Genomic DNA, 23,630 nt, shown 5'->3' on the forward strand with positions numbered 1-23,630 from the left:
CTATTGGATGGCGGATGGAAGCGCCTGCTCTTCCATCGTCGGCGGAAGAATTTGTTTTTCCGTCGCAGGCGAAAGTGCCCGGTCCTTTGCCAACGGTGCCTGACGCCCAGAGGCAAGATAGGTTCCCGACACCAGGAACACCATCAGCACCGAATCCAGAATGTCATGGCCGATCAGGATGCCCGTCATCCCTGCGGTTAGATAGGTGATCAGAAGGATGACGATCATGGTAGCGCCGAACCGCTCGATGGGATCCGTGCTGTTGCGCAGCACCAGGGCGGCATTCCTGGCGGCAACCACGAAGATCGCCGCCAGCGCCACGGCGCCCAGTATTCCCGCCTGCACCAGGGCGGTCAGAAAGCCGTTGTGGAAATGACTGAAGCCGGCGTCCATGCCGAACTGATCCTGGAAGCCCTGCTTTATCAAGGTCTGGGTGGCACCGACTCCATGGCCGAACAATGGCATCTCATGAAACGCCTTGAGGCCGATATCCCATAGAGCGGCCCGCAATCCCAGGGGTGTCGTGTGGTCGCCATGGGTGGCGAGCGCATCCCAGTCGGAGCGCAGAAACTCGACCCGCCCGGATATGGTCTGGAAGCCGACAGCAGCGACCACGGCGCCGACTGCCAGCAACAGCAACAGCAGGCGCACGGCATTTCTCCCCCTCAGTTTCTGCTGGTTGATCAGCAGAACGGCGATGCCGGCGATCAGCAGTGCCAGCCAGATGATGCGCGTTTGGGAGTAGATGATGGCGATCGTCCCGCCGAGTGCCGCGAAGACGAGGGCCATCCGGCCTCGCTCGATGCCCGACAGGGCACCGGCCACACAGACCATCACTCCAAGGCACAGGACCTCCGCGAACACGATTGCGTTCCCGGCTCCGCCCTCGGCGCGCTTGCCAAGCCAATACTGCTGGAAGACCGCCAGAAACAGCGCCACAAAGCAGGCCGCCATGCTGCTCAGCACGATGATGCGCACAAGCGTTGTTTTCCGTGTAATGCTCCAGGTCGAATAGGAGATGGGGAAAAACAGGAAGGTGACGAGCGGAATCAGGTGCGACGCGTCCCTGGCGATCGCGTTGTTGACGATGGAGGCCACGAGATTGGCCGCGCAATAGGTATAGATCGCGATCGTCAGCATCATCATCGCCGGGTCGGTATTGAAGCGTCTTTTCCTGAATGCGATCAACAGGATGGACCACAGGCCACCACCATTGAACACAAAGCTGACCGCCGACCCCAGAACCGGGGGAAAAAAGAAGCAAACGATGGAAAAGTAGATATTGATCCGCGAAGGCGTGAATTGCTGTCTTACAGACGAAAGCCGGTCCAAGTTTCGGGCTCGCTATTCTCGAGTAGCTTTATGCGGCACATCCCGTTTAGCGGAACCGAATGTGCTCGCCTCGAAATCGCCCATGCCTCATGATGCATCTTGCCCGCTTCCAGAGGCTTGTATAGCGGCTGAGCTGTCTTTTCGATAGTGCGGCGGGGCTGCTTGTCACCGAAAATCGGCGACCGGCGGCCGTCGATTGGGAAAGGGTTCCGGAAGCGTTTGCCGTCACATTCTCACGAGCAATATTTTCCCTGCCTTTTCTCGATTGGAGGCCCTGCGAACAGAAATTTCCGGGTTCTGGCGCAAGCATGGAAAATTCATTCTCGAACTGACCGCTGCCTGGCTCGTCTTGCATTGTTCTGCCGTGCGCCGATCTGCTAGAACGCCCGCACGAAAACACTTTGTCCAGAAGCGAAGCTTGAACCGGGCGCAAAACGCTCGATGATTTGACGCAAGGTCTTCTGTCAAGGCACGAGAGAACGCTCACAGTCCATGACCATAGCGCTTACGCATCTGCAGCGGCTTGAAGCCGAGTCCATCCACATATTCCGCGAGGTTGCGGCCGCCTTCACCAAGCCGGTCATGCTCTATTCGGTCGGCAAGGATTCATCCGTGCTGATGCATCTGGCGATGAAGGCGTTCTATCCCGCCAAGCCGCCATTTCCATTTCTTCACGTCGACACCACCTGGAAATTCCGCGAAATGATCGCTTTTCGCGATCAGATGGCACAAAAACTCGGATTCGACCTGCTGGTCCATGTCAACGAAGACGGCGTGCGCGACAACATCAATCCGTTCGACCACGGCTCGAACACCCATACCCATGTGATGAAAACCGTGGCGCTGCGCCAGGCGCTCGACAAATACGGTTTCGATGCCGCCTTTGGCGGCGCCCGCCGCGACGAGGAGAAGTCGCGCGCCAAGGAGCGCATATTTTCGTTCCGCAATGCCCAGCATGTGTGGGATCCGAAGAACCAGCGCCCCGAAATGTGGAAGATATTCAACACTCGCATCGCATCGGGCGAATCGATCCGCGTCTTCCCGCTGTCGAACTGGACCGAACTCGATATCTGGCAGTACATCCTGCAGGAGAACATCCCGATCGTGCCGCTCTATTTCGCCAAGGAACGGCCGGTGGTGGAACGCGACGGCATGCTGATCCTCAAGGACGACGACCGCATGAAACTGCGTCCCGGCGAGACGGTCGAGAACCGGCTGGTCCGGTTCCGCACCTTGGGCTGCTATCCGCTCACTGGCGCGATCGAATCCGATGCCGACACCCTTGAAGCCATCGTTGGCGAGATGCTGACCGCGCGCACCTCTGAACGACAAGGTCGCTTGATCGACCGTGATGAGGCAGGCTCGATGGAAAAGAAGAAGCGCGAGGGGTATTTCTGACCATGCGTCATATCATGGCAAAAAGCCTTGCTCCCACAGATAGCGTCCGCGATTACCTCGCCGCGCAGGAGAAGAAGTCGCTGCTGCGCTTCCTGACCTGCGGTTCGGTCGATGACGGTAAGTCGACGCTGATCGGACGCTTGTTGTCCGACACCAAGCAGATCTTCGAGGACCAGCTCGCCGCGCTCGAGCGCGATTCGCGCAAGCACGGCACCACTGGCGACGACATCGATTTCGCGCTGCTGGTGGACGGCCTCGAGGCCGAGCGCGAGCAAGGCATCACCATCGACGTCGCCTACCGCTTCTTTGCCACGCCGAAGCGCAAGTTCATCGTCGCCGACACGCCCGGCCACGAACAGTATACCCGAAACATGGCGACGGGCGCCTCGACCGCCGACCTGGCGATCGTGCTGATCGATGCAAGGCAAGGGGTGCTGCGCCAGACAAGGCGCCATTCGATAATCGCTTCGCTGCTCGGCATCCGCCACATCGTGCTGGCTGTCAACAAGATCGATCTCGTCGATTTCGACCAGGCGGTTTTCGACCGGATCGTCGAAGACTACGGACAATTCTCGCGTGCTCTCGGTTTCCAGACCATCGTGCCGATCCCGATGTCGGCCCGCTACGGCGATAATGTCAGCGTCCGCTCTGACAACATGCAATGGTATGCCGGCCCGACGCTGATCGAGCACCTCGAGACCGTTTCGGTCGAAGAGGCGGCTGTCGAGCAGCCGTTCCGTTTTCCGGTGCAGTACGTCAACCGCCCCAATCTCGACTTCCGCGGCTTTGCCGGCACGATCGCGTCCGGCGCCATTGCGCCAGGCGACGAGGTGGTGGTCGCCAAATCCGGCAAGTCCTCGCATGTCAAACGCATCGTCGCCCATGGCGGCGATCTCAAACAGGCGGTGGCAGGCCAGGCCATCACGCTCGTTCTTGACGATGAGGTCGAGGTCTCCAGAGGCAACATGCTGGTTTCGCCGGCCGCCAGGCCGCAGGTTGCCGATCAGTTCGCCGCCAACATCGTCTGGTTTGACGAGCATGCGCTGCTGCCGGGCCGGTCCTACATCCTGCGTACCGAAACCGACCAGACCAGCGCTACCGTCACCGACCTGAAATACCGTATCAATGTCAACGACTTCGCGCATGAAGCGGCCAAGTCGCTTGAAATGAACGAAGTCGGCATCTGCAACATCTCGACGCGGGCGCCGATCGCCTTCGATCCCTTCGCCGAGAACCGCACCACCGGCGCCTTCATCCTGATCGATCGCATCTCGAACGCCACCGTCGGCGCCGGCATGATCGTGCACTCGCTGCGTCGTGCCGAAAACATCCACTGGCAGTCGCTCGATGTCGGCAAGCGCGTGCGCGCCGACATGAAGAACCAGCGGCCCGCCGTGTTCTGGTTCACCGGGCTTTCGGGCTCCGGCAAGTCGACCATCGCCAATCTGTTCGAGAAGAAGCTGTTCGCCACCGGCCGGCACACCTATATCCTGGACGGCGACAATGTCCGTCACGGTCTCAACCGCGATCTCGGCTTCACCGATGCCGACCGGGTCGAGAACATCCGCCGCGTGGCCGAGGTGGCCAAGCTGATGGCCGATGCCGGGCTGATCGTCATTGTCTCGTTCATTTCGCCGTTCAGCGCCGAACGGCGCATGGCGCGCGAACTGATGGCCGATGGCGAGTTCATCGAGGTGTTTGTCGACACGCCTTTCGAGGAGTGCGCCAGGCGCGATCCGAAGGGCCTCTATGCCCGGGCGCTGAACGGCGAGATCAAGAACTTCACCGGTGTCGATTCCCCTTACGAGGCGCCGGAAAAACCGGAAATCCATCTAAAGACGCTCGGCAGATCGGCTGAAGAGATGGTAGATGCCCTGGAACACTGGCTGAACGAGCGTGACATTGCCGAAGACCAATATGACAACGGCGGCGGTATCTGACGACAAGTCGATGCTCGATATCTTCGAGCAATTGGCCCTGGCGGCCGGACGCGAGGTCATGCGTGTGTTCCACGCCGGCTGCGCGGTTGACCGCAAATCAGACTCCTCGCCGGTGACCGAGGCGGATCGCGAAAGCGAGAAGATCATTCTCGCCGGCCTGCGCGGCGCATTTCCCGAGATTCCCTGCGTGGCCGAGGAGGAGGCGGCGGCCGGTGTCATGCCGCCCGATCTTGGCGACGCCTTCTTCCTCGTCGATCCGCTCGACGGTACCAAGGAATTCGTCAATCGCCGCACCGACTTCACCGTCAACATCGCGCTTGTGCGCCATGGCGTGCCGGAAGTCGGCGTCGTTTTCGCCCCTTGCACCGGCCGTTTCTTTTCCGGCCTGCCGGGCAGGGCGGAGAGCCTCGAAGTCGATGGTGATTACCAGATCGTCGCGCGCCGGCCAATTTCAGTGAGAACGGCAGCAGTGCCGTTGGCCGTGGTTGCCAGCCGCTCCCACAACACGCCGGAAACCGAAGCCTACATCCGCGACCTCGGCGCCGCCGAGATCGTCTCGGTCGGGTCCTCGTTGAAATTCTGCCTTCTGGCGAGTGCCGAGGCGGATGTCTATCCGCGCTTCGGCCGCACCATGGAATGGGACACGGCGGCGGGCGACGCGGTGCTGCGCGCGGCGGGCGGCATGACACGCACGCTGGACGGCAAGCCCTTGGCCTACGGCAAACGCGACCAGGCCGACGACGAGGATTTCGCCAACCCGCATTTCATCGCCAGCGGCAGGCTGGAGCCGGCAACAGCGCTTGCGGGCGCCGTGGTGAAAAATTCCGGTCGGTAGTTTATCCTGTGCCGACAGTTGCTGAGTCGGTAATTCGATGTCCTTTTTCAAAAAATGCCGTGCCGTTATCTTCGGCGGATTTCCAGTATATACCAAAAATAAAGATGAAATAGTTTTCCGGATATTGGTCGGCGTTTATACCGTCTCTCCTGTCTTATTCGTCATCATAGAAATGTCTCCGACTGCCTTGGCATTCATCGCCGCTCTCGCCGGAGTTCTTTCCCTGTGGACCACGCGCTCAAGCTTTGACGAGGGAATAAAAACCCTTGCGCTAGCTCTCGGTGCCTTGTCTTTCTTTGTCTGCTTGAGCGTTCTGTGGTCAGTCGACAGGGCTCGCTCTCTCGCGGCGGCGAGAGACGTTTTCAGCTATTCGATCGCCGCTATCCTGCTGCTTCAGTGCATCCTCACGCTTCCAAACGCGCAACGTGGCCGGCTGGTGAAAGCGTCATTGGCAGGCTTGCTGGTCGGCGTATTGGCCGTGACGGGTCGAGAATTGTATTTTGCGTTTTGCACCGAGAATCCACGATTTGTGGGAAATGTTTTCACGCTCCATAAGATTACGGTCTACGGAGCGTTTTTTGCAGCCATACTCCTTTCCCAACCGGTGCTGCTTTGGAAGGGGCTTGCTGCTGTCTTTGCCGTGCTGACCTTGCTGTACGGTCAATCGACAGGTGTCGATGTGGCAATAATCCTCGTGGCGGTGATTTTCGCCATTCCGGCGAGATTCCGCCAACGCGCTTTCGTCGTCTTCTTTGCTGCGTATATAGTTTTCGCCTTAATTGCGCCGTTCGTTGTCTCCTCGCTGTTCACCTTGCTCGAAACGAAGGGATTGTTGGCTTTCCACCCTGGAACCTTTGCCGCGCGGCTTGATCTCTGGCAGATGATTTCACCCCATATTGCGGAAAAGCCGATTCTTGGCCATGGCGCGAACACTATGAGAAACGCGGTCGGCGTTGTCGTGAACCCCACATACTACGCGCTAACGGATCTCCCAAGCGCGCATAATGTCGTATTCGATTTGTGGTACGAACTGGGAGTAGTCGGTATCACCGCTTATGCTTTGGTGCTGGCCGCGATCATGAGGGTGATTGGTCGTCTGAGAGGCCCATCCCATTTCATGTCCGGCAGCTGCCTGATCATAGCCGTTGTCGAGTTGTCGGTCGACCATCGGATCTGGCTGTCATGGGTTTTGGGAGCTTTGGTCTTCACGGCGAGCCTTTGCATACTGCACAGCCATTCGATCATCCGGCCGAGAGCGGATGATCGGATCAAGGTCGGCATCGCGCCATTGCGCGAATAGTTATGCCGAGCGGGGGCCTGCGAGTAATCGACCGTCGGTACCGCGAGCGATGCGCGTCGGAACCTGATGCTTGCGACGATTACTCGGCCGCGGCCTGCGCCGAGTTCGAGCCGATATAGTTACGGATCGTCTCGATGATCCGGTCCTGGTCGGCTTCACTGAGATAGGGGTGCATCGGCAGGCACAGGATGCGCTTCGGCAGGTCCTCCGAAACGGCAAGGCCGGTCGGCGTGCGCGGGTAGTCGCGATAGGCGACCTGGGCATGCAGCGGCTTGACGTAGTAGATGACGGACGGAATGCCCTTCTCGCCGAGATGCGCCTTCAGACCGTCGCGCTTGGGCGTCTCGATCGCGTATTGGGCCCAGGCGGAACGGCTGCCATCGAGATTGCGGGCGGCCGTGACGATGTCGCCGAGCCCTTCGGCATAGCGATTTGCCACCACCTGGCGCGCGACCATCTCCTCTTCGAGGATGGCGAGCTTTTCGATGAGGATCGCCGCCTGCAGCGTGTCGAGCCGCGAATTGATGCCGACACGAACATTGTCGTACTGGGTCTCGCCCTTGCCGTGGAAGGCGAAGGAACGCAACTTGTCCGCCAGCGCGTCATCGTTGGTGAACATCGCGCCGCCGTCGCCATAGCAGCCAAGCGGCTTGGCCGGGTAGAAGCTGGTCGAGCCGACATGGCCGAAGGCACCGCACATCTTGCCGTCATGCGATCCGCCCATCGACTGGGCGGCGTCCTCGATCACCAACAGTCCTTCGCGGTCGGCAATGGCCATGATGGCCTCGTAGTCGGCGGCAAGCCCGAACAGGTCGACCGGGATGATCGCCTTCGGCTTCAGCCGGCCTTCCTTCTTGATCATGGCAATCGCCGCCTCGAGACTGGCGATGTCGATGTTGTAGGTTGCTGGATCGACATCGACGAAGACGGGTTCCGCCTTGGCCAGCGCCACCACTTCGGCGGTGGCGGCGAAGGTGAAGCTCGGCACGAAGACCGCATCGCCCGGGCCAATGCCGGCCGCGAACAGCGGCAGCAGCAGCGCATCGGTGCCGTTGGCGCAGGCCACGACATGCTTGGTGCCGACATAGGCGGCGAGCTTCCTCTCGAATTCCGCGACCTGGGGGCCGAGGATGTAGCGGCCGTCCTCGACAACATGGTCGATCGCGGCTTTCAGCCGGTCGCGGATGCGTTCGCGCTGCGCGCCAAGATCAATGAACTGCATGTCGGCCTCAAAAACGTTTTTTAACAAGGCGGTTTAGCCAGATAACGGCCCGCTGGTACCAGAGTTGCGCCTGCCGAGAAAGCGCACAGTCGGGGCCGCCGATTGCCCGGCTGTCGCGGTCTGTTACCACTGCTTGCCGGCGGATACTGGCCAGATGCCGGAAATCCGGGCCTCGTCGGGCGCGATCCGGCTCTTATAGCCCTCAGGATCGGTCCTGCGAAACATAAAGTGATCGACTGGCTCAACTTATGTTGAACGTTGCTCAGGCGATCTCGTGCCGCCACGGTGGATTGGCACCGGCGCGTGATACGGTCACCGCTGCTGCCTTGGCACCAAGCGCCAGAGCCTTGCGGATCGCGTCTTTCGTGAGGCCGCCGATGGACGCCTTCGTCAGCAGGCCCTGTTCATGCAGCGAGGCGAGGATGCCGGCGTTGAACGTGTCGCCCGCACCGACCGTGTCGACCACCTCGACCTTTTCCGGCATCACGGTGACGGCGTGGTCCTTGGTGTAACCGACGGCGCCTTCGCTGCCATGGGTCACGACGATCAGCTTGGGACCGCGCTCAAGCCAGTTTCGCACGACATCTTCGTGCGAACCCGCTTCGCCGAACCAGTTGAGGTCTTCGTCCGACAGTTTCACGATATCGGCCATCGCCATCATCTCCCGGATGCGCCTGAGGTGCTTGGCCTTGTCCGGGATGAAGTTCGGCCGGATGTTGGGATCGAGCATCATGACACGGCTCGCATGCTCGCGCCGCATGAACTCTTCATAGGCACTGCCGGCGGGCTCCGAGATCAGGCTGATGGCGCCGAACAGCATGGCCTCGATCTCGTTGCCAAGCGCCGGCAGGTCATCGATGGTAAGCAGGCGTCCGGCGGTGTTCTCGTCGTAGAAGGTATAGGTCGCCTGGCCGTTGGTGAGCTTCACGAAGGCCAGCGTCGTCGGCCTGGGCGAGGTATGGGCGTAGGTGGAGCTTACCTTGCTCGCCCCCAGCGCGTCCCTGAACTGGCCGCCGAAAAGATCCGACGACAGGCCCGAAAAGAAGCCGGCCGGCGCGCCGAGCCGCCCAAGCGCGATCGCCGTGTTGAACACCGCGCCGCCGACATAGGGAGCAAAGGCAGGTTCGCCCTGCGTCGTGGTGCGCGGCAGCATGTCGATCAGGGCTTCGCCGCAGCAAAGGATCATGGTTTCCTCGTCTCCGGCGGATAGATCACGCCCTTGCGGATGATGATGTTGGCGTAAAGCCGTGGCTCGCTTGTCGCGACGATGGCATGCGCCGATTTGACCCGTGCATAGAAGTCGGCGCCGGCCAGCGCAACCACCTTGCGGCCGGGAGCGCGTTTGGCGCAGATCGCCTCTATCTCGTGATGGACTGGATCGGCGCGCGACGGGTCGCCTTTCACGGATGCGCGGAACAACGCTTCCGGCACCGCGTCGTCCACCGGCAGGACGCTCAGGATCGCGTCAAGCACCGGAATGAGCGGATGACCGTCGGCCCGGACGAGGCGCTTTGCCTGCTCCTGTGCCGGATAGTTCCCGTCGACCAGGGCGATCTCGTCGCCATGGCCCATGGCGCGCAATGTCGCCAGAAGTTCCGGACCGAGCAGCGCCGGGATCCCGATCAGCATTCAGGCGCTCCTGGAAATCGTCGTCGAACCGATCAGGAAGCGTTCGGACAGCGGCAGGCTGGCGCCGCCGAGCGCCCGGGCATGGATGCCGACGGTTCCCTCGCGAACCGCGGGCAGTTTCAGGCCTTCGCCGTCGATTGTCGCGATGGCCGCGATAATGGCGTTGACCAGCCGACGGCGCACCGCCCGCGGCATCCAGCCGTCGATCACCGCCGCCTCGAAATCGATGACCGAGGATGCCGCGACGATGGCATAGGCAAGCGCCCGTGAGGCACTGGCGATCCAGTCGTCGAGTTCGGAGCCGATCTCGCCCCAGTCCTCTGGTGACGTCCACAGATGCGAAGCCTCGACGCCGCGGGCATTGAGCGCCTTTTCCAGCATGGCGATCGACGCCACGTCGATCAGCTGGGTCGGCTTGCCGTCCGGCCCCGGCACCGGCATGGAGCCTAGCGCGCCGGCATTGCCGGTCGGGCCGCCGAACAGCCGGCCGTTGAGCACGATGCCGCCGCCGGCGAAGGCGCCGATGTAGAAATAAACGAAGTCACGCGCGCCGCCCGCCTGGCCGAAGACGAGTTCCGCGCCGCAGGCCGACGTGGCGTCGTTTTGCAGATACACCGGAAAATCGCATTGCGCCTGGATATCGCCCCTGATGTCGCGGCGGCGCCATTCGTTCATGACGTCGCGCGGCGCGCCGGCGGTATCGGCCCAGTTCCACAATTCGAACGGCATGGCGATGCCGAGCCCGGCAATGCGCTTGTCCTGCGCCGGCGTCAGTTCGCCGCGCATCTTTTTCATGCCATCGGTGACGAATTCCACCGTCTCGCGCGGTGCCGGATAGCGATAGGAGTGCTGCAGCATCGAGCGCACATTCCCGAGGAAATCGATCAGCACCAGTTCAGCGCTACGGCGGCCGATCTTGAGGCCGATGAAAAAGGCGCCCTCCGGATTGAGCGCCATCGGTATCGAGGGCTGGCCGATCTTGCCGCGCAGCGGCGCCTGGCGCACGAGCAGGCCTTCTTCCTCCAGCTCGCGCATGATGACCGAAACCGTCTGTGCCGACAGTCCGGTCATGCGCGCGATATCAGATTTCGCCAGGCTGCCATGCTGACGCACCAGCGAGAGCACCAGCCGCTCGTTGTGGTCGCGCATGCCGCTCTGGTTGGTGCCGCGGTGAATCAGGCTCTCATTCGCTTCGGGCGAACCGTGCCTCGCAGTGGCGGTTTCCACCCTGTTCCTCCCGTCGTTTCCCCTCAATGCTTTTGGGCCAGAATGAGTGAAGGACGCAAGGCTGTCAATAATAAATAAGAGTGATTTAATTATTGACAGAGCCCTCGGTCTGGTGTCTGTTGAAGGGGCGTCCACGCTGGGAGAAATTCGTTGGATGCGCCGTAGATGCCGGTTGGCCGGCATCCGGAATGGTTCCACTGGGAGGAAGATCGTGACCAATACAAAACTGTTGAAATCGACCGTGTTTGCCGCGGCTGCCCTGGGTCTGATGGCGCTTGCCTCGTCCGCATCCGCGGCCGGTGTCGGCGCCTGCCTGATCACCAAGACCGACACCAACCCCTTCTTCGTCAAGATGAAGGAAGGTGCCACGGCGAAGGCCAAGGAGCTTGGCGTCGACCTCAAGACCTATGCCGGCAAGATCGACGGCGACAGTGAGAGCCAGGTGGCGGCGATCGAAAGCTGCATCGCCGACGGCGCCAAGGGTATCCTGATCACCGCCTCCGACACCAAGGGCATCGTGCCGACCGTCAAGAAGGCCCGCGACGCCGGCCTGCTGGTGATCGCGCTCGACACGCCGCTCGACCCGATCGACGCGGCCGACGCAACCTTCGCCACCGACAATCTGGAAGCCGGCAAGCTGATCGGTGCCTGGGCCGCCGCGACGCTCGGCGACAAGGCCAAGGACGCCAAGATCGGCTTCCTCGACCTGACGCCGTCGCAGCCGACGGTGGACGTGCTGCGCGACCAGGGCTTCATGATGGGCTACGGCATCGATGTGAAGGATCCCAACAAGATCGGCGATGAGACCGATCCGCGCATCGTCGGCCACGACGTCACCAACGGCAACGAGGAGGGCGGCCGCAAGGCGATGGAGAACCTTCTGCAGAAGGACAACACCATCAACGTCATCCACACCATCAACGAGCCGGCCGCTGTCGGCGCCTACCAGGCGCTCAAGGCCGTCGGGCTTGAAAAGCAGGTGCTGATCGTCTCGGTCGACGGCGGCTGCCCCGGTGTGAAGTCGGTGACGGAGGGTGTCATCGGCGCTACGTCGCAACAGTACCCGCTGCAGATGGCAGCACTCGGCATCGAGGCGATCGCCGCCTTCGCCAAGGATGGAACCAAGCCGAAGCCGACCGAAGGAAAGAATTTCTTCGACACCGGCGTCAACCTTGTGACCGACAAGCCGGCCAAGGGCGTGAAATCCATCGACACCAAGGAAGGCCTCGCCAAGTGCTGGGGCTGATGCCGGTCTGACCGGTAATTACCGAACTCGAGCGGTCGGGGCTTGATCCCCGGCCGCTTCGGGTGGACGATGGCTCGCGTGACCGCGAACAATCCCGGCGATAGACCGGAAAGGCGTGGACGGGCGTTGGCGCGTGGCTGACACCCTACGGGGAGGAAACATGTCTCAGGCTCAGGAATTCGAGAAAGTTCTCTCGAGCAGCGACACCAGCGTTGCTGCGTTCGACGAGCACAAATCGGCCGTCAGGCGTATCCAGCATTTCCTGCATTCGACACCGGCGGCGGTGCCGCTGATCGTGCTGGTCCTGTCGATCATCATCTTCGGCATCACCATTGGCGGGCGCTTCTTCTCGTCCTACACGTTGACGCTGATCCTGCAGCAGATTGCCATCGTCGGTATTCTGGGTGCCGCGCAGACACTGGTCATCCTGACCGCCGGCATCGACCTGTCGATCGGCGTCATCATGGTGATTTCAGCCGTGATCATGGGCAATTGCGCCGTCAGCTACGGCCTGCCGAGCGTGCTCGCGGTGGCGATCGGCCTTGCCGCCGGTGCTGCCTGCGGGCTGCTCAACGGGCTGCTGGTCGCCTACATGAAGCTGCCGCCTTTCATCGTGACGCTGGGCACCTGGAACATCGTCATGGCCACGAACTTCATCTATTCGGCCAACGAGACGATCCGAGACACCGACGTCGACACCCAGGCGCCGCTGCTGCATCTGTTCGCTCTGAGCTTCAAGGTCGGAACCGCGGTGCTGACGCTCGGCGTCATCGCCATGGTCGCACTGGTGCTGCTCCTCTGGTACGTGCTCAACCACACCGCATGGGGCCGCCATGTCTACGCCGTCGGCGACGACCAGGAGGCGGCCAAGCTGTCAGGCATACAGACCAAGAAGGTGCTGGTCACTGTCTACACCCTTGCCGGGCTGATCGCCGCTTTCGCCGCCTGGGTTTCCATCGGCCGCAACGGTTCGATCTCGCCGTCGGCGGCAGTCACCGACTACAATCTGCAGGCGATCACCGCGACGGTGATCGGCGGTATCTCCCTCTTCGGCGGGCGCGGCTCGATCCTGGGCACGCTGTTCGGCGCCATGATCGTCGGCGTCGTCTCGATGGGACTCAACATGCTGGGCGCCGATCCGCAATGGAAAGTGCTGCTCACCGGCGTGTTGATCATCGGCGCCGTGGCGGTCGACCAATGGATCAGAAAGGTTTCGGCATAGTCATGACCCAGGAGCCCATTCTCACCGCGCGTGGCTTGGTCAAGCGCTATGGCCGCGTCACCGCCCTCGACAATGCCGACTTCGACCTCTACCCCGGCGAAATTCTCGCCGTCATCGGCGACAACGGTGCCGGCAAGTCATCGCTCATCAAGGCGATTTCAGGCGCCGTCGTGCCAGACGAAGGAGAAATACGGCTTGAAGGCAAAACCGTTGCCTTCAAGTCGCCAATGGAAGCCCGCGAAGCCGGCATCGAAACCGTCTACCAGAACCTGGCCCTCTCGCCGGCACTGTCGATCGCCGACAACATGTTCCTCGGCCGCGAGATCCGCAAACCCGGCTTTCTCGGCCAATGGCTGCGCATGCTCGACCGTCCGGCGATGGAAAAGCGCGCCCGCGACAAGCTCACGGAACTCGGGCTTATGACCATCCAGAACATCGGCCAGGCGGTGGAGACGCTCTCGGGCGGCCAGCGCCAAGGCGTCGCGGTGGCGCGCGCCGCTGCCTTCGGCAGCCGCGTTGTGATCATGGACGAACCGACGGCCGCCCTTGGCGTCAAGGAGAGCCGCCGGGTGCTCGAACTGATCCTCGACGTCAAGAAGCGCGGCCTGCCCATCGTTCTGATCTCGCACAACATGCCGCATGTCTTCGAGGTGGCCGACCGTGTCCACATCCACCGCCTCGGTCGTCGTCTCGCCGTCATCGATCCCAAGCAGTATACGATGTCCGATGCGGTCGCCTTCATGACCGGCGCGAAGGCGCCTCCGGAGGCCGCGCTGGCCGCCTGACCGTCAAATTGCCGCAGGGTAAGCTGGCGGAGCTTCATCTAAATCGATTGAATGTATGCTGCGATGCGGTAACATGGGCTGGGATGAATGGTGAAAGCCGGTATGATCGTTGCAACCGCACGAGAGGCAGCATGACGCGCGCGATGACATCCGAAACCCTTCCGCCACTGCTCGAAAATCCAGATCCGAAGACGCTCGCAAGGGAAGTCTTGATGGCCCTCAAATACAGGGTCGGCAAGGACACCACCGTCGCGACGCAATATGATTGGCTGACCGCCTCGATCAAGGTCGTGCGCGACCGGATCGTCGATCACTGGATGCAGGCAACCAAAGAGGCCTATGACCAGCAGGAAAAGCGAGTCTATTACCTGTCGCTGGAATTCCTCATCGGCCGCCTGATGCGCGACGCCTTCTCCAATCTCGGCCTGATGGACAATATGCGCGAGGCGCTGTCGTCTCTCGGCGTCGACCTCGACCTCATCGCGGCGCTCGAGCCCGATGCCGCGCTCGGCAATGGCGGCCTTGGCCGGCTCGCCGCCTGCTTCATGGAAAGCATGGCGACCGTCGACATTCCCGCGCATGGCTACGGCATCCGCTACGCCAACGGCATGTTCCGCCAGGAGATCCATGACGGCTGGCAGGTCGAACTGCCCGAGACCTGGCTCGATCACGGCAACCCCTGGGAATTCGAACGGCGCGAACGCTCCTTCGAGGTCGGCTTCGGTGGCTCGGTGGAGTCCATCACGTCAAAGGATGGCCGGCTCGAGCGCCATGTCTGGAAGCCGACCGAGCATGTCCTGGCTGTTGCCTACGACACGCCTGTCGTCGGCTGGCGGGCAAACCGCGTCAACACGCTGCGGCTGTGGTCGGGCATGCCGGTCGATCCGATCCTGCTCGACAAGTTCAATGCCGGCGACCACATCGGCGCGTTGGCCGAGAGCAACAAGGCCGACGCTTTGTCCCGCGTGCTCTATCCCGCCGATTCCCACGTCGCCGGTCAGGAACTCAGGCTGCGGCAGGAATATTTCTTCTCCACCGCCTCGCTGCAGGACATCGCGCAGCGGCATCTGAGCCAATATGGCGACCTGAAGTCGCTGCCCGACAAGGCGGCGATCCACTTGAACGACACCCATCCGGCGATCGCGGTGCCGGAGCTGATGCGGCTCCTGATGGATGTCCACGGCATGGACTTCGACCTGGCCTGGGACATCACCAAGCGCACCTTCGGCTACACCAACCACACGCTCCTTCCCGAGGCGCTGGAAAGCTGGCCGGTGCCGTTGTTCGAACGGCTTTTGCCGCGCCATATGCAGATCGTCTACGCCATCAACGCGCAGGTGCTTCTGGAGGCCCGCGCCACCAACCAGTTCTCGGGCGAGCAGATCAGCCGCATCTCGCTGATCCAGGAAAACGGCGACCGCCGCGTGCGCATGGGCAATCTGGCTTTTGTCGGCTCGCACTCCATCAATGGCGTCTCGGCGCTGCACACCGAGCTGATGAAGGAAACGGTGTTCGCCGACCTGCACAAGCTCTATCCCGACCGCATCAACAACAAGACCAACGGCATCACGCCGCGGCGCTGGCTGATCCAGTGCAACCCCGGGCTGACCTCGCTCGCCCGCGAGGCGATCGGCGACCGGTTCTTGGACGACATCGAGGCCATCAAGGGGCTCGACAGCTTTGCCGATGACAGCGCGTTCCGGGAGAAGTTCGCGGGCGTCAAGCGGCAGAACAAGGCGCGGCTGGCCAATCTGGTCGCCGACCGGCTCGGCATCAAGGTCGATCCGTCGGCGCTGTTCGACATCCAGGTCAAGCGCATCCATGAATACAAGCGCCAGCTTCTCAACATCCTCGAGGCGGTTGCGCTTTACGACCAGATCCGCTCGCATCCCGAGCGTGACTGGATGCCCCGCGTGAAGTTTTTCGGAGGCAAGGCGGCGCCCAGCTACCACAACGCCAAGCTGATCATCAAGCTCGCCAATGACGTCGCCAAGGTCATCAATCGCGACCCGGCCGTTCGCGGTTTGCTGAAGCTGGTGTTCGTGCCGAATTACAATGTCAGCCTGGCCGAAATCATGATGCCGGCCGCCGACCTGTCCGAGCAGATATCGACCGCCGGCATGGAGGCGTCGGGCACCGGCAACATGAAGTTCGCGCTCAATGGCGCGTTGACCATCGGCACGCTCGACGGCGCCAATGTCGAGATCAAGGAATGCGTCGGCGACGACAACATCTTCATCTTCGGCCTGACAACGGCCGAGGTCGCCGAGCGGCGCAACAATGGCTACAACCCGCGCGCCGTGATCGAGGGTTCCCCCGAGCTGGCGCAGGCGGTCGCTGCCGTATCCTCCGGCGTCTTCTCGCCGGACGACCCGGACCGCTACCGCGATCTCATCAACGGCCTCTACGACAGCGACTGGTTCATGGTCGCCGCCGATTTCGATGCCTACACCGCTGCCCAGCGCGAGGTCGATGCCGTCTGGCGCAACAGCCCGGACTGGTACGCCCGGGCGATCCGCAATGTCGCGCGCGTTGGCTGGTTCTCTTCCGATCGAACGATCCGCCAATACGCGAAAGAAATCTGGAACGTGCCTGTCTGATGTGATTGCATGAGGCCACGAACAAAGTGGTCCAGGTGATGCGGGTTGAATGCCAGCTCACATCACCAGAAACAAACACCTGGTGCCCTGGGAGGGACACTGCCTGATGAGGAAGCCGCGCGCGACCGCTGCGACAAGCGGGCCGGACGGACTGGCGCCAGCCAGCGATGTTGCGGCGATTGTCGCCGGCACGCACGGGAATCCGTTCGCAGTCCTTGGCGTCCACGAGATCGGCAAGAGCCTGTTTGCCCGCTGCTTCGTTCCGCATGCCGAAACCGTCGCCGCCTATACGCTGACGGGCATCGAGGCCGGAGAGTTGTCCAGGCGCGATGACGCCGGCTTCTTCGAAGGCAAGCTGTCGATCAGGAAGCGGCAACCGCTGCGCTACCACGCGCGCAATGCCGGCGGCGACTGGTGGCTGACCGATCCCTATTCGTTCGGCCCGGTGCTCGGGCCGATGGACGACTACTATATCGCCGAGGGTTCGCACCTCAGGCTGTTCGACAAGCTTGGCGCGCATGTCATCGAGCACGAGGGTGCCACCGGCGTGCATTTCGCCGTCTGGGCTCCCAATGCGCGGCGCGTCTCGGTGGTCGGCGATTTCAACGACTGGGATGGCCGCCGTCACACGATGCGCGATCGCCGCGATACCGGCATCTGGGAATTGTTCGTGCCCGACATCGGTGCCGGCCGACCCTACAAATACGAGATCATCGGCCCCGATGGCGTCAGACTGCCGCTGAAGGCAGACCCGTTCGCGTTCAAATCCGAACTGCGTCCGGCCACGGCTTCGGTCGTTGCCGTGCCGCCGGGGCATGAGTGGGGCGACGAGGCCCACCGCAATTTCTGGCGCAATGCCGACCACCGGCGCGAAGCCATTTCGATCTACGAAGTCCACGCCGGGTCCTGGCAGCTTGGTGACGACGGCACGTTCCTGTCGTGGGACGAACTGGCCGACCGGCTGATCCCCTATGTGGTCGAAACCGGTTTCACCCACATCGAGTTCATGCCGATCTCCGAACATCCCTATGACCCGTCCTGGGGCTATCAGACGACCGGCCTCTACGCGCCGTCGGCCCGCTTCGGCGACCCGGACGGCTTTGCCCGTTTCGTCGACGGGGCGCACCGCGCCGGCGTTGGCGTCATCCTCGACTGGGTACCGGCGCATTTCCCGGTCGACGCGCATGGCCTGGCCCATTTCGACGGCACCGCCCTCTACGAACATGCCGACCCGCGCAAGGGTTTTCATCCCGACTGGAACACCGCGATCTATAATTTCGGTCGCCGCGAGGTGGTATCTTTCCTGGTCAACAACGCGCTGTTCTGGGCCGAGAAATACCATGTCGACGGTTTGCGCGTCGATGCGGTCGCCTCGATGCTCTACCTCGACTATTCGCGCAAGGCTGGCGAATGGATCCCTAACGAGAAGGGCGGCCGTGAGAACCTCGAAGCGGTCTCTTTCCTGCAAAGGATGAACAAGGAGGTCTACGGCCACCACCCGGGCGTCATGACCATCGCCGAGGAATCCACCTCATGGCCGAAGGTCTCGGCGCCGGTGCATGAGGGCGGGCTGGGCTTCGGATTCAAGTGGAACATGGGCTTCATGCACGACACGCTGGAGTATTTCTCCAAGGAGCCGATCTTCCGCAAGCACCACCACAACGACCTGACCTTCGGCCTGACCTACGCCTTCTCGGAGAATTTCGTGCTGCCGCTCTCGCATGACGAGGTTGTGCACGGCAAAGGCACGCTGCTGGGCAAGATGGCCGGCGACGACTGGCAGAAATTCGCGACCTTGCGTGCCTATTACGGCTTCATGTGGGGCTATCCCGGCAAGAAGCTGTTGTTCATGGGACAGGAATTCGCGCAGCGCCGCGAATGGAGCGAGGCACGCGCGCTCGACTGGAACCTGCTCGATTTCCGCCCGCATCGCGGCGTCTGGCAGACGGTGCGCGATCTCAACTATCTCTACCGGTCGCGCCCGGCGCTGCACGGCCGCGACTGCGAGCCGGAAGGGTTTTCCTGGCTGATCGTCGACGACAGCCAGAATTCGGTTTTCGCCTGGCTGCGCAACGCGCCGGGCGGCAGTCCGGTGGCTGTCATATCCAACTTCACGCCGGTGCCGCGCGACAATTATCGCGTTCCGTTGCCGAACGCCGGCAAGTGGCGCGAGATCATCAACACCGACGCATCCGAATATGGCGGCTCCGGCATGGGCAATGGCGGCATGGTCGAGGCAAGGGCGGAAGGCCAGAGCATCTTGGCAACGATGCTTCTGCCGCCGCTGTCGACGATCATGCTCGAACTCGTTGCCGACTGAACCGTCAAGGCCGGAACAACATGGCGAGACTGAGTAACTTGGGAGGGTGGAAATGGCAGACTTGAAACGGATCCAGCCGCTGGCGCGTGATGCCATGGCCTACGTACTGGCCGGCGGCCGCGGCAGCCGCCTCAAGGAACTGACCGATCGTCGCGCCAAGCCGGCGGTCTATTTCGGCGGCAAGACTCGCATCATCGATTTCGCGCTCTCCAACGCGCTCAACTCGGGCATTCGCCGCCTCGGGGTCGCCACCCAGTACAAGGCGCATTCGCTCATCCGCCATCTGCAACGCGGCTGGAACTTCCTGAGGCCCGAACGAAACGAAAGCTTCGACATCCTTCCCGCCAGCCAGCGTGTGTCGGAAACGCAGTGGTATGAGGGCACGGCGGACGCCGTCTACCAGAACATCGACATCATCGAGGCCTATGGCCCGGAATACATGGTCATCCTCGCCGGCGACCACATCTACAAGATGGACTACGAGATGATGCTGCGCCAGCATGTCGACGCCAATGCCGACGTCACGGTCGGCTGCCTCGAAGTGCCGCGTATGGAAGCGACAGGCTTCGGCGTCATGCATGTCGATGCCAAGGACAACATCATCGCCTTCGTCGAAAAGCCGGCCGATCCGCCCGGCATTCCGGGTAACCCGGAATTCGCCCTGGCCTCGATGGGCATCTACGTCTTCAAGACCAAGTTCCTGATGGAGCAGCTGCGCCGCGACGCCGCCGAGCCCGGCTCCAGCCGCGATTTCGGCAAGGACATCATTCCCTATATCGTCGAGCATGGTAAGGCGATCGCGCACCGCTTCACCAAGTCCTGCGTACGCTCGACCGCGGAGAACGAAGCCTACTGGCGCGATGTGGGAACGGTCGACGCCTATTGGGAAGCCAATATCGACTTGACCGACGTGACGCCCGAGCTCGACCTCTACGACCGCGACTGGCCGATCTGGACCTATGCCGAGTTGAAGCCGCCGGCAAAATTCGTCCATGACGAGGATGGCCGGCGCGGCTCGGCCGTTTCCTCCCTGGTCTCGGGCGATTGCATCGTCTCCGGCGCGACGCTGAAGAAGAGCCTGATTTTCACCGGCGCGCGCATCAATTCCTATTCGACGCTGGAAGAGGTCGTCATGCTGCCCGACGTTCATGTCGGGCGGAACGCAAGGTTGAAACGCGTCGTCATTGACCACGGTGTAAGGATACCGGAAGGGTTGGTGATCGGCGAGGATCCCGTGCTCGACGCCAAGCGCTTCCGCGTTTCGGAAAAAGGCATCTGCCTGGTCACACAGGACATGATCAACAAACTCGGGCTCTAGAGCAATTCCAGGAAAAGTGTGAGAACGGTTTCCCGTCCGGAATTGCTCACAACAGGATCGGATAGACGCATGCAGGTTCTGTCGGTCACGCCCGAGATCTTCCCGCTGATCAAGACCGGCGGACTGGCCGATGTGACCGGTGCGCTGCCCGTGGCGCTGGCAGCCAAGGGCGTGGCCATGCGCACGCTCATTCCAGGCTTTCCCGCGGTGATGGAAGGCTTCAAGAAAAGGAAGGCCGTCTACCAGTATCCGTTGCTGCAGGGCGGCAAGGCCTCGGTCCACTCTGTCGAGCTTGCCGGGCTCGATCTTTTCGTGCTCGACGCGCCGCATCTGTTCGACCGTCCCGGTGGTCCCTATGGCAATGCTTCGGGCGCGGACTGGCCGGACAATTGGCGGCGCTTCGCGGCGCTGAGCCAAGCCGGCGCCGATATCGCCGGCGGCGCCATCTCGGGCTACCTGCCAGACATCGTCCATGCCCATGACTGGCAGTCGGCGATGACGCTGGCCTATATGCGCTACGGCAAGGCGGTGGGCACGCCGTCGATGATGACCGTCCACAACCTCGCCTTCCAGGGCCAGTTCGGCGCCGGCATCTTCGGCGAGCTCGGTCTGCCCGCGGTCGCGATGGCGCTTGACGGCGTCGAGTATTATGGCGGCGTCGGCTTCCTCAAGGCCGGCCTGCAGGCCGCCTGGGCGATCACCACCGTCAGCCCGACCTACGCGCAGGAGATCCGCTCGCCGGAGTTCGGCATGGGTCTCGACGGACTGATCAACATGCGCTCCAGCGATCTCTACGGCATCGTCAATGGCATCGACACGGCCATCTGGGATCCGGAGACAGACAAGCATCTGGTGTCCAGCTATACGGCCGCCACGCTCAAGGCGCGGGCCCCGAACAAGGCCGCCGTGGAGGATCGCTTCGGCCTCGACCGCGACGACAGCCCCATCGTCTGCGTCATCAGCCGGCTGACCTGGCAGAAGGGCATGGACATATTGGCGACCGTGATCGACGGTGTCGTCGCGACCGGCGTACGCTTGGCCATACTGGGCTCGGGCGATGCCGGCCTGGAAGGCGCATTGCTTGCCGCCGCCGCCCGCCATCGTGGCCGCATTGGCGTGGTCGTCGGCTATGATGAGGGGCTGTCGCACACCATGCAGGGCGGCTGCGACGCCATCGTCATCCCATCACGCTTCGAACCCTGCGGACTGACGCAGCTCTACGGCCTGCGCTACGGCTGCGTACCGGTGGTTGCCCGCACCGGCGGCCTCGCCGACACCATCATCGACGCCAATGAAGCCGCGATCGCGGCCGGCGTGGCGACGGGGTTCCAGTTCGCACCCAACAACGGCGGCGCGATGCTGCACGCCATAAACCGCCTGGCCGAAGCCTACGCCAACCCCACGGTCTTCGAAACCATCCAGCGCCAGGGCATGAAGACCGATGTGTCGTGGGATCGAAGCGCCGAAAAATACGTTGAACTCTATCGCCTGCTGCTTTCGAAAAGGGTTGCCTGAAGCATGATACGCACCGTCCCCACCAAACCCTACTCCGACCAGAAGCCCGGCACGTCGGGCCTGCGCAAGAAGGTGCCCGTGTTCCAGCAGGAGCACTATGCCGAGAATTTCATCCAGTCGATCTTCGACGCGCTCGACGGGTTTAAGGGCAAGACCCTGGTGATCGGCGGCGACGGTCGCTTCTACAACCGCGAGGTCATCCAGAAGGCGATCGCCATGGCCGCCGCCAACGGCTTCGGCAAGGTGATGGTCGGGCAGGGCGGCATCCTGTCGACGCCCGCCGCCTCGCATGTCATCCGCAAATACAAGACCTTCGGCGGCATCATCCTGTCGGCCAGCCATAATCCGGGCGGCCCGCACGAGGATTTCGGCATCAAGTACAATGCCGGCAATGGCGGCCCGGCGCCGGAAAAGTTGACCGACGCGATCTTCGAGAAAACCAAGGCTATTTCGAGCTTCAAGACATCGGACATCGATCCGATCGACATCGACACGATCGGCACGGTCAAGGCCGCCGGCATGACGGTCGAGATCATCGATCCGGTCGCCGACTATGCCGAGTTGATGGAAAGCCTGTTCGATTTCGACGCGCTGCGCAAACTGTTCAAGTCAGGCTTCCGCATGCGCTTCGACGCCATGCACGCGGTGACCGGTCCCTATGCCAAGGAAATCCTTGAAAACCGGCTTGGCGCGCCCAACGGCACCTGCCGCAACTTCAAGCCGCTGCCCGATTTCGGCGGTCATCATCCGGATCCGAACCTGGTCCACGCCAAACACCTCTATGATGAGATGATGGGTGCGGATGCGCCGGATTTTGGTGCCGCTTCCGACGGCGACGGCGACCGCAATCTGATCATCGGCAAGGGCATTTTCGTCACTCCGTCGGATTCGGTGGCGATGCTCGCCGCCAATGCCCGCCTGGCGCCCGGCTACAAGGACGGGCTGAAGGGCATCGCCCGCTCGATGCCGACCAGTGGCGCGGCCGACCGGGTCGCTGAAAAACTCGGCATCGGCATCTATGAGACCCCGACAGGCTGGAAATTCTTCGGCAATCTGCTCGATGCCGGCATGGCGACGATCTGTGGCGAGGAAAGTGCGGGCACCGGCTCCAACCATGTCCGCGAGAAGGACGGCCTTTGGGCGGTGCTGTTGTGGCTCAACATCCTCGCCGCGCGCGGCGAAAGCTGCAAGCAGGTGGTCACCGAGCACTGGGCGGCCTACGGACGCAACTACTATTCGCGGCACGACTATGAGGAGGTCGAGAGCGACCGCGCCAACGCGCTGGTCGACGAACTGCGCGCCAAGCTCGGCTCGCTGCCCGGCACCAGCGTGCGCGGCCTGAAGATCAACAAGGCCGACGACTTCGCCTATCATGACCCGGTCGACGGCTCGACCAGCGAGCACCAGGGCATCAGGGTGCTGTTCGAAGGCGGTTCTCGCGTCGTCTTCCGTCTCTCCGGCACCGGTACTTCGGGTGCTACCTTGCGCGTCTATATCGAGCGCTACGAGCCGGACAAGGCGCGGCACGATCTCGACACCCAAGCCGCACTCGCCGACCTCATCGCCGCCGCCGACGACATTGCCGGGATCAAGAGCCACACCGGCCGCAACAAGCCGAGCGTGATTACTTGAGGGTGGCGGTGAGGGCTTTCCCTTCTCCCCTTGTGGGAGAAGGTGGCCTCGCGAAGCGAGGTCGGATGAGGGGTGCTCCAGCTTGGCGCGTTCTTCGATCTAGATTGCC

The 23,630-nt window shown here is 62.2% G+C and carries 17 protein-coding genes; 12 read left to right on the top strand and 5 right to left on the bottom strand.

Going from position 1 to position 23,630, the window contains the following annotated elements:
* Entirely contained in the window at positions 1–1,332 is a 1,332-nt protein-coding gene (locus AC07SZ_RS00950; RefSeq protein ID WP_172374158.1) for an O-antigen ligase family protein, read from the bottom strand.
* 492 nt (positions 1,333–1,824) lie between these two features.
* On the opposite strand from AC07SZ_RS00950, the gene cysD reads away from it, so the two are divergent.
* Genes cysD through AC07SZ_RS00970 form a run of 4 tightly spaced genes read left to right on the top strand, consistent with a single transcriptional unit; the run spans position 1,825 to position 6,805 of the window.
* Entirely contained in the window at positions 1,825–2,730 is a 906-nt protein-coding gene (gene cysD / locus AC07SZ_RS00955; RefSeq protein WP_056563762.1) for a sulfate adenylyltransferase subunit CysD, read from the top strand.
* 2 nt (positions 2,731–2,732) lie between these two features.
* Entirely contained in the window at positions 2,733–4,670 is a 1,938-nt protein-coding gene (gene cysN, locus AC07SZ_RS00960) for a sulfate adenylyltransferase subunit CysN (protein WP_056563759.1), read from the top strand.
* A gap of 10 nt (positions 4,671–4,680) precedes the next feature.
* Positions 4,681–5,505: a 3'(2'),5'-bisphosphate nucleotidase CysQ gene (gene cysQ, locus AC07SZ_RS00965; protein ID WP_056565615.1), complete on the top strand. Its 825-nt coding sequence runs from the start codon at positions 4,681–4,683 to the stop codon at positions 5,503–5,505.
* A 37-nt stretch (positions 5,506–5,542) separates the two neighbouring features.
* Positions 5,543–6,805, top strand: a complete 1,263-nt coding sequence (locus tag AC07SZ_RS00970) for an O-antigen ligase family protein (protein ID WP_494913016.1) — start codon at positions 5,543–5,545, stop codon at positions 6,803–6,805.
* Between the two features lie 79 nt (positions 6,806–6,884).
* Here the strand turns inward: AC07SZ_RS00970 and AC07SZ_RS00975 are convergent, their stop codons facing one another.
* The 4 genes from AC07SZ_RS00975 to AC07SZ_RS00990 form a co-directional block, all read right to left on the bottom strand.
* On the bottom strand, positions 6,885–8,027 hold the full coding sequence (locus tag AC07SZ_RS00975) for a DegT/DnrJ/EryC1/StrS family aminotransferase (protein WP_494913017.1): 1,143 nt from the start codon (positions 8,025–8,027) through the stop codon (positions 6,885–6,887).
* Positions 8,028–8,289: 262 nt separating this feature from the next.
* Positions 8,290–9,213: a carbohydrate kinase family protein gene (locus tag AC07SZ_RS00980; RefSeq protein ID WP_172374155.1), complete on the bottom strand. Its 924-nt coding sequence runs from the start codon at positions 9,211–9,213 to the stop codon at positions 8,290–8,292.
* Positions 9,210–9,656, bottom strand: a complete 447-nt coding sequence (locus tag AC07SZ_RS00985; RefSeq protein ID WP_494913018.1) for an RbsD/FucU family protein — start codon at positions 9,654–9,656, stop codon at positions 9,210–9,212. Before AC07SZ_RS00985 ends, AC07SZ_RS00980 begins: the two co-directional genes overlap by 4 nt.
* On the bottom strand, positions 9,657–10,883 hold the full coding sequence (locus AC07SZ_RS00990) for an ROK family transcriptional regulator (protein WP_056563746.1): 1,227 nt from the start codon (positions 10,881–10,883) through the stop codon (positions 9,657–9,659).
* 268 nt (positions 10,884–11,151) lie between these two features.
* On the opposite strand from AC07SZ_RS00990, the gene AC07SZ_RS00995 reads away from it, so the two are divergent.
* The 8 genes from AC07SZ_RS00995 to AC07SZ_RS01030 all read left to right on the top strand — a co-directional run bounded on the left by AC07SZ_RS00995 (position 11,152) and on the right by AC07SZ_RS01030 (position 23,521).
* Positions 11,152–12,129, top strand: coding sequence for a sugar ABC transporter substrate-binding protein (locus AC07SZ_RS00995; RefSeq protein WP_413814113.1), 978 nt, complete (start codon positions 11,152–11,154; stop codon positions 12,127–12,129).
* A gap of 160 nt (positions 12,130–12,289) precedes the next feature.
* A complete protein-coding gene (locus AC07SZ_RS01000) occupies positions 12,290–13,351 on the top strand; it encodes an ABC transporter permease (protein WP_494913019.1) in 1,062 nt (353 codons plus the stop codon).
* Positions 13,327–14,136, top strand: a complete 810-nt coding sequence (locus AC07SZ_RS01005; RefSeq protein ID WP_244493895.1) for an ATP-binding cassette domain-containing protein — start codon at positions 13,327–13,329, stop codon at positions 14,134–14,136. The genes AC07SZ_RS01000 and AC07SZ_RS01005 overlap by 25 nt, the downstream gene beginning before the upstream one ends.
* Positions 14,137–14,267: 131 nt before the next feature.
* Complete coding sequence (locus AC07SZ_RS01010) at positions 14,268–16,736, top strand: glycogen/starch/alpha-glucan phosphorylase (protein WP_056563737.1); 2,469 nt, start codon at positions 14,268–14,270, stop codon at positions 16,734–16,736.
* 106 nt (positions 16,737–16,842) lie between these two features.
* Positions 16,843–19,056 carry a 1,4-alpha-glucan branching protein GlgB gene (gene glgB / locus AC07SZ_RS01015; protein ID WP_494913020.1) on the top strand — a complete coding sequence of 738 codons (2,214 nt, stop codon included), beginning with the start codon at positions 16,843–16,845 and terminating at the stop codon, positions 19,054–19,056.
* Between the two features lie 52 nt (positions 19,057–19,108).
* Positions 19,109–20,374, top strand: a complete 1,266-nt coding sequence (glgC, locus tag AC07SZ_RS01020; protein WP_056563731.1) for a glucose-1-phosphate adenylyltransferase — start codon at positions 19,109–19,111, stop codon at positions 20,372–20,374.
* Between the two features lie 69 nt (positions 20,375–20,443).
* Positions 20,444–21,889 (top strand): glycogen synthase GlgA, encoded by a 1,446-nt coding sequence (gene glgA, locus AC07SZ_RS01025; protein ID WP_056563728.1) that lies wholly within the window; start codon positions 20,444–20,446, stop codon positions 21,887–21,889.
* 3 nt (positions 21,890–21,892) lie between these two features.
* Positions 21,893–23,521: an alpha-D-glucose phosphate-specific phosphoglucomutase gene (locus tag AC07SZ_RS01030; protein ID WP_056563725.1), complete on the top strand. Its 1,629-nt coding sequence runs from the start codon at positions 21,893–21,895 to the stop codon at positions 23,519–23,521.
* The last annotated feature ends 109 nt before the right edge of the window (positions 23,522–23,630 follow it).

It is taken from the genome of Mesorhizobium sp. GW821-FHT07A06, from assembly GCF_059419085.1.

What these genes read in the sequence shown, in the direction of transcription:
- cysD (WP_056563762.1), top strand. Translation starts at nt 1,825, where the DNA reads ATGACCATAGCGCTTACGCATCTGCAGCGGCTTGAAGCCGAGTCCATC.
- cysN (WP_056563759.1), top strand. Translation starts at nt 2,733, where the DNA reads ATGCGTCATATCATGGCAAAAAGCCTTGCTCCCACAGATAGCGTCCGC.
- cysQ (WP_056565615.1), top strand. Translation starts at nt 4,681, where the DNA reads ATGCTCGATATCTTCGAGCAATTGGCCCTGGCGGCCGGACGCGAGGTC.
- AC07SZ_RS00970 (WP_494913016.1), top strand. Translation starts at nt 5,543, where the DNA reads ATGTCCTTTTTCAAAAAATGCCGTGCCGTTATCTTCGGCGGATTTCCA.
- AC07SZ_RS00975 (WP_494913017.1), bottom strand. Translation starts at nt 8,027, where the DNA reads ATGCAGTTCATTGATCTTGGCGCGCAGCGCGAACGCATCCGCGACCGG.
- AC07SZ_RS00980 (WP_172374155.1), bottom strand. Translation starts at nt 9,213, where the DNA reads ATGATCCTTTGCTGCGGCGAAGCCCTGATCGACATGCTGCCGCGCACC.
- AC07SZ_RS00985 (WP_494913018.1), bottom strand. Translation starts at nt 9,656, where the DNA reads ATGCTGATCGGGATCCCGGCGCTGCTCGGTCCGGAACTTCTGGCGACA.
- AC07SZ_RS00995 (WP_413814113.1), top strand. Translation starts at nt 11,152, where the DNA reads ATGGCGCTTGCCTCGTCCGCATCCGCGGCCGGTGTCGGCGCCTGCCTG.
- AC07SZ_RS01000 (WP_494913019.1), top strand. Translation starts at nt 12,290, where the DNA reads ATGTCTCAGGCTCAGGAATTCGAGAAAGTTCTCTCGAGCAGCGACACC.
- AC07SZ_RS01005 (WP_244493895.1), top strand. Translation starts at nt 13,327, where the DNA reads ATGGATCAGAAAGGTTTCGGCATAGTCATGACCCAGGAGCCCATTCTC.
- AC07SZ_RS01010 (WP_056563737.1), top strand. Translation starts at nt 14,268, where the DNA reads ATGACGCGCGCGATGACATCCGAAACCCTTCCGCCACTGCTCGAAAAT.
- glgB (WP_494913020.1), top strand. Translation starts at nt 16,843, where the DNA reads ATGAGGAAGCCGCGCGCGACCGCTGCGACAAGCGGGCCGGACGGACTG.
- glgC (WP_056563731.1), top strand. Translation starts at nt 19,109, where the DNA reads ATGGCAGACTTGAAACGGATCCAGCCGCTGGCGCGTGATGCCATGGCC.
- glgA (WP_056563728.1), top strand. Translation starts at nt 20,444, where the DNA reads ATGCAGGTTCTGTCGGTCACGCCCGAGATCTTCCCGCTGATCAAGACC.
- AC07SZ_RS01030 (WP_056563725.1), top strand. Translation starts at nt 21,893, where the DNA reads ATGATACGCACCGTCCCCACCAAACCCTACTCCGACCAGAAGCCCGGC.